At 63.1% G+C, this 10,118-nt stretch carries 7 protein-coding genes; 4 read left to right on the top strand and 3 right to left on the bottom strand.

What is annotated here, in order from left to right; genetic code table 11:
- Positions 1 to 61: 61 nt before the first annotated feature.
- Both SE91_RS20905 and SE91_RS20900 read right to left on the bottom strand, forming a co-directional pair.
- A complete protein-coding gene (locus tag SE91_RS20905; RefSeq protein WP_061848929.1) occupies positions 62 to 919 on the bottom strand; it encodes an MBL fold metallo-hydrolase in 858 nt (285 codons plus the stop codon).
- 2 nt (positions 920 to 921) lie between these two features.
- Positions 922 to 1,893, bottom strand: a complete 972-nt coding sequence (locus SE91_RS20900; protein WP_061848928.1) for a Bug family tripartite tricarboxylate transporter substrate binding protein — start codon at positions 1,891 to 1,893, stop codon at positions 922 to 924.
- Between the two features lie 101 nt (positions 1,894 to 1,994).
- On the opposite strand from SE91_RS20900, the gene SE91_RS20895 reads away from it, so the two are divergent.
- A complete protein-coding gene (locus tag SE91_RS20895; protein ID WP_061848927.1) occupies positions 1,995 to 2,924 on the top strand; it encodes a LysR family transcriptional regulator in 930 nt (309 codons plus the stop codon).
- Positions 2,925 to 3,303: 379 nt separating this feature from the next.
- Positions 3,304 to 4,758 (top strand): glycosyltransferase family protein, encoded by a 1,455-nt coding sequence (locus tag SE91_RS20890; RefSeq protein ID WP_061848926.1) that lies wholly within the window; start codon positions 3,304 to 3,306, stop codon positions 4,756 to 4,758.
- A gap of 229 nt (positions 4,759 to 4,987) precedes the next feature.
- Here the strand turns inward: SE91_RS20890 and SE91_RS20885 are convergent, their stop codons facing one another.
- Positions 4,988 to 6,727 (bottom strand): methyl-accepting chemotaxis protein, encoded by a 1,740-nt coding sequence (locus tag SE91_RS20885; protein ID WP_061848925.1) that lies wholly within the window; start codon positions 6,725 to 6,727, stop codon positions 4,988 to 4,990.
- Positions 6,728 to 6,949: 222 nt separating this feature from the next.
- Between SE91_RS20885 and SE91_RS20880 the strand changes: the two genes are divergently transcribed.
- Positions 6,950 to 8,332 (top strand): ethanolamine ammonia-lyase subunit EutB, encoded by a 1,383-nt coding sequence (locus SE91_RS20880; RefSeq protein ID WP_061848924.1) that lies wholly within the window; start codon positions 6,950 to 6,952, stop codon positions 8,330 to 8,332.
- Positions 8,333 to 8,484: 152 nt separating this feature from the next.
- Entirely contained in the window at positions 8,485 to 10,071 is a 1,587-nt protein-coding gene (locus SE91_RS20875) for a B12-binding domain-containing radical SAM protein (RefSeq protein ID WP_061848923.1), read from the top strand.
- The last annotated feature ends 47 nt before the right edge of the window (positions 10,072 to 10,118 follow it).

The raw sequence follows: 10,118 nt of genomic DNA, 5'->3' as shown, positions 1-10,118 counted from the left end.
AAAGAGCTGGTCAAGCGGGGCGGGGTGATGGGTAAAGGTTGCCGAGTGTGGCTGTCCAAGCTCACGGGCAGAATGCCATGAGATCTTCGCCGACGACGAAGGCGCCATCGTAGTCTTGCCGGGTTGCGTCAATGAGGTCCTGCGCCGTCGGAGGCCCGCTCTCCCCGTCGTCGATCAGCACGAGGTGATTGTAGACGGCAAGTTTCGGCGCGCATTTCGCGAAGACCCGCGCCGCATCCGCCGGCGTCGAGTGATGCCCGATGACTCGGCGGATCCGTTCGATCTCCATCGACGCGGGCCTGACCATGGCGACCTCATGGACGAGGAGATCGACGCGATCGGCATGAGCGATCAGGTTCTCGCAATAACGGGTATCGCCGGACAGTACCGCGGATTTGCCGCGATAGTCGAAGCGATAGCCGAAGGCAGGCTTGATCTTGTCGCCGTGATCGACCTCGAAGCAGGTGATGCGGAGGCCTTCTCGATCGTGGATGACGCCGTCGCGTTCGAATTCGGCGGCATCGATGCGCGCGCCCTGCGGCGGAAGATGTTCATCGGCCATGCGGATTGCGATATCGGCGCCGAATGCTTTTTCGAGATGATGCGTCAGATGAACGGTGCCCGGAGGCCCGAGAACGCGCATCGGCAGGCTTCGCCGCCCGAATTTGCCGCCGAGCCAGCCCGTCAACCAGATATCGGGAAGGCCGACCACGTGGTCGGAGTGGAAATGAGTGAGCAGCAGCAGGTCGATGCTGCCGATCGGAATTCCGAGTTGCAACAGGCGCATCGTCGCGCCGCGGCCGGCATCGACCATGATCTTCTGTGAACCGGCTTCGATCAAGGTCGCAGGTCCAAATCTGAGCGGGTCGGGTGAGGGCATGCCGCTGCCCAGCAGCGTCACCCTGAATGGCGTGTCCATTCTCACTGCTCCGCCGTGAAACCGGATGCTTTGATCGGAATGGCCCAACGTTCGATGTCTTCACGCTGGATGCGAGCAAAATCCTCAGGAGATGTACCGGTCGGCTTCAGTCCAATTTGCGCAATCCGTCCCTTGATCTCGTCATCCTGGATGATCTTCGCGATCGCGCTGCTCAGTTTGGCTATGGCAGTGGCCGGAGTGCGGGCAGGTGCGAAGAAGCCCCACCAGCCGCCGCCTTCGATATCGTATCCGCTTTCCTTGAAGGTCGGAATGTCGGGCAGGAACGTCGACCGCTGGGCGCCGGAGGTCGCCAGCACGCGTATCCGGCCCGCTTTGTGCAACTCCGTGAGTTCGTTGGTGGACAGCATGACGATGGGAATTTGGCTTCCCATCAGGTCCGTCAGAGCGAGCACGCCGCCCTTGTAGGCGATATGCTGCAACGGCACGCCGGCGGCCTTTGCGAACATCAGCCCGAAGAAATGGGGAAGCGTACCTGCGCCCGGCGTGCCGAAGTTGGCCTTGTCTGGGTTCGCTTTCAGCCATGCTACCAACTCGGATAGATTGCCGGCGGGAATCTTCGGGTCAATGCAGACGCCGAACTCGAACGTGGCAACCTGCGACACCGGCGCGAAATCCTTGATCGGATCGTAGTCGAGCGCGGGATAGACGCTTTGATAAACCACCATCGGCGCGATCGGAGTGGCGAGCAAAGTGTTGCCGTCCGGCTCGGCCGTCTTGACGGTCTGGACGCCGAGGCGGCCGGCAGCTCCCACACGCGGCTCGACCATCACCGGGCGCTCCAGCGCCGTGCCCAGTCGTTCTGCAATCAGCCGGGTCAATGTATCGCCGGAGCCTCCGCCGGGAAACGGATAGATGATGCGAAGGGGCGCGGTGCGCGTCTGCGCCCCCAGAGGAGACGCCAGTGTAAGCATGGTGAAACCGGCGATCGCGAGGGCAATCCGGGTGAACCGCATGTTGGCCTCCTCTTCGAGTGACCCTCAGCATCGCGGCTTCGGGGTATACCGGGAAGCTCGAATATCGGATATGCATATCAGGAACTTGGATAGAGGCGGGAATGGACGATCTGCGCCTGCGGCGCTTGAAGCTCCGCGATCTTCACGTTCTGGATGCCGTGGCCGAAGCGGGGAGCATGGCGAAGGCTGCCCCACGGCTCGGCATGTCACAGCCGGCCGTATCCCGCGTCGTCGCCGACATGGAGCATCTGCTCGGCGTGCCCCTGTTCGATCGGACCTCGACCGGCGTCGAACTGACGAGATTCGGCCATGCGTTGCGCCGTCGGACCACGGCCGTCACCGACGAGCTCAAGCAGGGACTTGGCGAACTGGCGTTTCTTGCCGACCCGACCCAGGGCGAGATTCGTATTGGCACGACGGAGCCCATGGCGGCGCTGACCGCGACGATCATCCAGAACATCTCGGAGATGCATGGAAGAATCAGGTTTGTGGTCAGCGCGGCCGATACGCTCGCCCTGCATGAAAAGTTGCGTCACCGCGAGATCGACATTGCCGTCACGCGAATGGCAGCAGATTTTGACCGTTATCTGGACTTGGTCGGCGAGCCGTTGTTCGAAGACGAACTCGCCGTGATTGCGGGGAAGCACAATCCGCTGATGGGCCGCAGGCATCTCACGCTGCGAAGCCTGACGAACGAGAAATGGTTGTTGGGTCCGCCCGCAATGTCGTTCCTGCGCCCCTTCATCGAGGAGGCCTTTCGCAACGAAGGGTTGGATGTGCCGGCCGCTACGGTGACCTGCGGATCGTATGCGATGCAGATCAATCTGCTAGCGGCCGGTCCTTTTCTGGCAATCCTGCCCCGCGCCACGCTTCGCTATCCAGCGCCCCATGCGACATTGGCCCCGCTGCGCATTCGCATGCCGACGACACGCCGCCCGGTTGGTCTGGTGCGGCTGAAGCACCGTCATATCAGCCCAACCGTGAACCTCTTCTGCCGTGTTGCGCGTGAAGCCGCTGCGAAAGTGCAATGAGCGCATCTTTCGCCCTGCATCACGTTCCGCATCGGCGACGAGCCGGACCAGGGTGCACCTCGCCGCGAGGATAAGCGCTGATCAAGCGCGGCGCGGTGATGGGGTAGGACGTCCCACGCCGCCGGGGAATGGCAACTCCGCGCTCCGGCCACGAAGTCGTATAGTTTTAGGTCATTGTAGCACAATAGTAACGACTGCCGATTGAGAATGGCGCTGCCTGCACTTTTGCGCAGTCACGCAAGAAGAGAGCAGGCCGCTTCCGCCCAACGAGAGCAGATTTGCCAAGTCGGAAGATGCCGTGATCCCCCGGAGCGTTTCCGAGCGAAGTGGACACCGGTTCGCGCGAAGCCTCTAGAGTATACCTGGAAGCAGCTATCGCATGAATCAGCGTTGGATCATCGTGGCCGCGATCCTGCTGACGGCCCTGTTCGTGCAAATGCCCGTCGTTCTCAACACCGATTTGAGCTGCCTGCTTTCTGAAGGAGAGCAGATTCTGGATGGCCGGCAATTGGGGGTCGACCTCTTCGAACTCAATCCGCCGTTATCGATCTACCTGTACATGCCGGCGGCGCAGCTTGCGCGATGGACCGGAATCGCGCCTGAGATCATCGTGATCGTCCTGGTGATCATCGAGATCATTGGCTCGCTTGTCGTGATCGATCGCGCCGCTGCGGCGGCAAAGCTCGATGCTAGAGAGCGAAATGTCTGGACGTGCGTGCTCGCCTTCCTGCTCGCCGTCCTCCCTGGCGCCGTATTCGGGCAACGCGAGCATATAGCCGTCATCGCGATGACGCCGTTTGTCGCCGTCACTGCGATACGCTGGCGTGGGCTTTCCCCCGGACTGGCCGCGATTCTGGCAGGACTGGGCGCCGGGCTGGCCATCAGCATCAAGCCCCAGCTTGGGCTCGTGGCAGGCCTGCCGATCATCCTTGGCGCCATCCGCCAGCGTTCCTTCAGGCCCTTGTTCACCCCGGAGGCGTGTGCAGCCGCCGCTGTCGGGATCGGTTACGGGGCAGTCGTCGTGATCGCCTTTCCCGACTACTTGTTGACCTATGCACCGATGGTTGCTGCCACCTATCTCCCGATGCGGAGGGATTTGGCGTACCTGCTTCCTTTCCCGATCCTCATAATCACTGCTTCGATTGTGTTTCTCCGCCGAGTGACTTCGCAGGGTCTCAGACTGGAGAGCGAAGCAACCCCGTGGCTGGCAGCCGCCATTGGCGGCGCCGCGAGTTTCCTTATTCAAGGCAAGGGCTGGACATACACGCTGTACCCGCTGTGCATGTTTGCGATTGCCGCACCGCTGCTGCACGTTCGCACGGGGGCGCTGCCAAGGCTGGTCAGGATCGGCGGCTTCGTCAGCGTTGTGCTGATCGGGTTCTGGTTGTCCTTGTCGGTCCGTGACTTTCCGCCGCTGGAGCAGCGGATCAACGCACTAGCAAAGCATCCGAAGCTGCTCACGATCGGCGATCACGTCGCGCTGGGCCATCCGCTTGTTCGCCAGATTGGTGGGACCTGGGTGGGTAGTTCGTGTGGCCAGTTGCTGACGGCCGGCGCAATTCTGGTCCAGAACAGCTCACAGCCTAGCCAGGCAGAGCGAGCAAAACTCGACGGCATCATACACTTCGAGCGGCGGCAGCTGCTGGCAGACCTGCGAAACGGTCGCCCGGACGTGATTCTCGTGGATTCCTATCTGCAGGGGAAGGTCCCGTTCGATTGGCTGGCTTGGGCCAAAGCAGATCCAGAGCTCGATATGGAGTTGCGTCGGTATCGTGAGGCTGAGGACGTCGGCCGCGTTCGGATATTCTTCGACCAATCGCGGCCGGAGCGATGATCCATTTTGTCGGCGCAAGCGCAGGAAGGCGGGGAGCAGCGTCCAGCCGTCATGATGCTGTCATGCCAGTGCTTTGCCCGACGCCTCAAGTAGAATTCGTAAAATCAGCAGTGCTTTCGCCTTACGCACCAAGTCATTGAAAAATCTCACCCCGCCTACTGTGCATGGGGTTGTTTCAGAGTCTTGGTTTGAACGCCTTCGCCGCCCGTCCTCGACGGCGTTCACACCGTCACCCCGCCTTGGCGATGCGGCCGTCCGCCGACCCTGCGCGCAGGTTCTGGAAGAACTTCTCCACCTCGCGCGAGAGCGTGTCCGCCGTCTCCGTCAGGCTGCTAGCAGCCGTCAGCACGGAGGATGCCGCGGTGTCGGTCTCGCCGATGGCATCGCGCAGCGAGGTGATGTTGGCGACCAGGGTCTCGTTGCCTTGCGCGGCGCTTTGCGCGTTGGAGGAGATCTCGCGCGTCGCCTGATCCTGCTGGCCGATGGCGCCGGCAATAGCCGAGGTGACCTCGTTGATCTCGCGCACCGCCCCGCCGATCTCGCGGACGGCGTCGACCGCGTTGCGGGTCGATGCCTGGATCATCGAGACGTTCTCGCCGATCTCGGCGGTGGCCTTGGCGGTCTGGCCCGCCAGCGCCTTCACCTCATGGGCGACGACGGCAAAGCCGCGGCCGGCGTCTCCGGCGCGCGCGGCTTCGATGGTGGCGTTGAGCGCGAGCAGATTGGTCTGCTCGGCGATCGCCTGGATCAGGTTGAGCACGCCATCGATGCGTTGTGTCGCCGCGGCGAGGCTCTCGATCTCGGAGATCGACTTCTCGGTCCGCTGGCCGGTCTGCTCGACGGCACCGGCGCTCTGTTGCACCTGGCGGCCGATCTCTTCGACTGAGGCGGACAGCTCCTCGGCCGCACCCGCCACCGCGGTGACGTTGTGCGAGGCCTGCTCGGTGGCGTTCGCCGCCATACCGGCGCGATTGTTCGCATCAGCCGTGACGCGCGTGATGGTCTGCGCGGTCTCGCGCATGGTGGAAGCGTTCTCGCTGAGGCCGCGCATGATGGCGCCGATCGCCTCGCGGAAGGCTTCGACGGATGTTTCGATATGGCGGGCGCGCTCCTCGCGCGCGGCGGAATCGTTCGAGACCTGCGAAGCGAGATTGCGGTTGCGGCCCATCGCCTCCTGGAAGACCTCGATCGCGCGGGCTAGCGCGCCGATCTCGTCGGCGCGGCGGCTATAGGGCACCACGACGTCCTCGGTGCCGTCGGCGACCTGCTTGATGGTCGCGGTGATGGCGGAGAGCGGCCGAGCGATCGAGCGGGCTATGATGACGATGCCGATCACGACCAGGGCGAGCGCCAAGCCGCCGAGGCAGGTCAGCACGAAAGACAGCGTGCGATTGGTCTCGGTCTGCTGGGCGATCTGCTTGGCGCGTTCGGCGTAGACCTTGGAGAGGGCTTCGAGGTCCTTGTTCAGCGCCGAGCGCACGCTGCGATTGGCGTCGTTGTCGCCCCATTCGCGGCCGGCGGCCGCATTGATTTCGATGCCGCGGCGCACCAGCTCCTTGCGGAATTCGACGAACTGCTCGATGCGCTTCTTGAAGGTCGCGAACTGCTCGGCGTCATCGGCCTTGACGATGGTCTCCCAGCGCTTGACGACATCGAGGATCTGCGCGTTGAACTTGAGAAGGCCCTCGCCATATTTCTTCACCACGGCCGGCTCGGTCGACATGTAGATGCCGCGCGATTCCATCACGACCGCATAGACCAGCGAGTTGACCCGCTCGACGTTCAGCGCGGCGGCATTCGCGGTCTCGGTCGCGCTGATCAAATCGGCGTTGCGGCGGCTGTTGTAGTCGGACAGCATCGCGATCGCCGCCGTGAGCAGCGCGAACAGCGCGAAGATTGCATAGAGCTTGGTCGCAAGCGTGAAGCGGCCGGCGAGGCCAGCGGCATTCCCGGATCGGTCAGATGGCATGGTGTTCAAGGAGCCCGAGATGGCCTGGAGCGGCCGGTGAGCAGTTGGTACAAATCGATGCAAAATCATGCAGAACGAAGATGGATGCGCCGTTAACGGGCACGGTTTGGTCCTTCGCCCTTAGTCGAAAGAAAGGTAAGATATTTCAGCGTCTTGATCTGAAGGTATAGTCTTGAGATCGCGCTGGACTCGGCCGTTGGCCGACGAACCCCGGAGAGGCTCTTGGTCTATCGCCACACCATCGACGCCACGAGCTATGCGTTCCCGGATTTGCGCGACCTCCTTGCCAAGGCGACGCCGCCACGCTCTGGCGACCGGCTGGCCGGGATCGCCGCCGCCAGCGCCGAGCAGATGATCGCGGCGCGGATGGCGCTCGCCGATGTCCCGCTCGGCCGGTTCCTCCAGGAAGCTGTCATTCCCTATGAGGCCGACGAGGTTACCCGCCTCGTCATCGACAGCCACGACGTCAGGGCCTTTGCGCCGGTGGCCTCGCTCACGGTCGGCGCCTTCCGCGACTGGCTGTTGTCGGATGCCGCGACGCCCGAGGCGCTGAAGAAGCTCTCGCCCGGCCTCACCCCGGAAATGGCAGCCGCGGTCTCGAAGCTGATGCGCAACCAGGACCTGATTCTGGCGGCGCGCAAATGCGAGGTCACCACCGCCTTCCGCAATACCATCGGGCTGAAGGGGCGGCTGAGCACACGCCTGCAGCCCAACCATCCCTTCGACGATGCCCGGGGCATCACCGCCTCGATCCTCGACGGCATCCTGCTGGGCGCCGGCGATGCCTGCATCGGCATCAATCCCGCAAGCGACGATCCCGCAATCATCGCGCAATTGCTGCGGCTGCTCGACGAGATCATCGGGCGGCTGAACATCCCGGCGCAGGGCTGCGTGCTGACCCATGTCACGACGACGCTGTCGCTGATCGGGCAGGGCGTGCCGGTGGACCTCGTCTTCCAGTCGGTCGCCGGCACCGAGGCCGCCAACCGCAGCTTCGGCGTCGACCTCGCGCTTTTGAAGGAAGCGCATGAAGCCGGGCTGTCGCTGGGACGCGGCAGCGTCGGGCAGAACGTGATGTATTTCGAGACCGGGCAGGGCTCGGCATTGTCGGCGGGTGCCCATCACGGCGTCGACCAGCAGACCTGCGAGGCGCGCGCCTACGCGGTCGCCCGGGCCTTTGCCCCGCTCCTGGTCAACAGCGTGGTCGGCTTCATCGGCCCGGAATATCTCTATGACGGCAAGGAGATCATCCGGGCCGGGCTGGAGGATCATTTCTGCGGCAAGCTGCTCGGCCTGCCGCTCGGGGTGGACATCTGCTACACCAACCATGCCGAGGCTGACCAGGACGACATGGACAATCTGCTGACGCTGCTCGCCGCCGCCGGCGTCACCTTCATCATGGGCGTCCCCGGCGCCGACGACGTCATGCTGAACTACCAGTCGACGTCTTTTCACGACGCGCTCTATGTCCGCGACGTCTTCTCCCTGCGCCGCGCGCCGGAATTCGACGACTGGCTGGTGCAGGCGGGCATTGCGGGTGCTGATTTCCGCATTGCCGGCGGTGCAGGCCTGTTGCCCGATTTTGCCGCGCGGCTGATCGCATGACGCGACGGAAGCTGCGGGCCTTCAGGAAACCATTACTCCCCCTTGGAATTATGCTTGTGCCACAATATTGAGAAATTCCGGCGACAGCATTACGCTATGTGTCGGGCTGGCAATTTCCGCACCATTCGGTCGAGCGTGGCGGGGGAGCTTTGATGCGAGCTGAAAGTAACGGTACGTCCCGGCGGATTCTCTGTGTGTTTCCGCGCTATACATCATCATTCGGGACGTTCGAGCATTCCTATCCGCTGACGGATGGTGTTCGGGCCTTCATGCCGCCGCAGGGGCTGCTGCTGATCTCCGCCTACCTTCCGAGAGACTGGCAGGTCAAATTCGTCGACGAGAATCTGCGCCCGACCACGAAGGAGGAGTTCGAATGGGCGGAAGCAGTCTTCGTCAGCGGCATGCACATCCAGCGCCAGCAGATGAACGACATCTGCCGCCGCGCCCATGAATTCGATCTGCCCGTCGCGCTCGGTGGCCCCTCGGTCAGCGCCTGCCCGGACTACTATCCGTCGTTCGACTATCTCCATGTCGGCGAGCTCGGCGATGCCACCAACCAGCTGATCGACATTCTCTCACGCGATACCGCGCGGCCCGAGCAGCAGGTGGTGCTGACCACCAAAGACCGCGTGCCGATGACGGAGTTTCCGATCCCGGCCTACGAGCTCGTCGACGTCAAGAAGTACTTCCTCGGCAGCATCCAATATTCCAGCGGCTGTCCCTACCAATGCGAGTTCTGCGACATCCCCGGCCTCTACGGGCGCAATCCGCGCATCAAATCGCCGGAGCAGATCATCGCCGAGCTCGACCGCCTGCGCGAATGCGGCATGACCGACACGGTCTATTTCGTCGACGACAATTTCATCGGCAACCGCAAGGCCGCAATGGACCTGCTGCCGCATCTGATCGAATGGCAGAAGCGCACCGGCTATGTCGTCCGGCTCGCCTGCGAGGCCACGCTCAACATCGCCAAGCGCCCCGAGATCCTCGAGAAGATGCGGGAGGCCTATTTCATCACCATCTTCTGTGGCATCGAGACGCCCGATCCCGATGCGCTGAAGGCGATGCACAAGGACCACAACATGATGGTCCCGATTCTGGAGGGCGTGCGCACCATCAACTCCTACGGCATGGAGGTCGTGTCGGGCATCATCATGGGGCTCGACACCGACAAGCCGAACACGTCAGAGGCGCTGCTCTCCTTCGTCGAGGAGTCCCGGATTCCGCTGCTGACCATCAACCTGCTCCAGGCGCTGCCGAAGACGCCGCTGTGGGACCGGCTGGAGCGCGAGGGGCGCCTCGTCGAGGACGACGGACGCGATTCCAATGTCGACTTCCTGCTGCCCTACGACGAGGTTATCGCATCCTGGAAGCACGCCATGGCGGTCGCTTACGCGCCCGAGAAGGTCTACGCGCGCTTCCAGTATCAATGCGACAACGTCTATGTGCACCGCCTGAAGATGCCGGTGCCGGACGAGATGAAGACCTGGCGCAACATCCGGCGCGGCCTCGTCATGCTGCGCAACATCTTCTGGAAGGTGGGCGTGCTCGGCGACTACAGGCGCGTGTTCTGGACGTTCGCGCTGGGACGCATCAAGCGTCGTGACATCGAAGGCCTGATCGGCTGCACGCTCATCGCGCACCATCTCATCACCTTTGCGCGCGCGGCCTCCAGCGGCAAGCAGAATGCCTCGAACTATTCGATCCGCCTGCGCGAGGCCGCCGTTCCCGCCGAATGATGCGACATGTCTGATCCGGCTCCGCCGCGCCGCCCCATCCTCGACCT

Source organism: Bradyrhizobium sp. DOA1, from assembly GCF_001593325.1.
In the GTDB taxonomy this organism is placed as follows: domain Bacteria; phylum Pseudomonadota; class Alphaproteobacteria; order Rhizobiales; family Xanthobacteraceae; genus Bradyrhizobium.
Note: the sequence above shows the minus strand (reverse complement) of the source record. Positions and strands in the feature narration are given on the sequence as shown.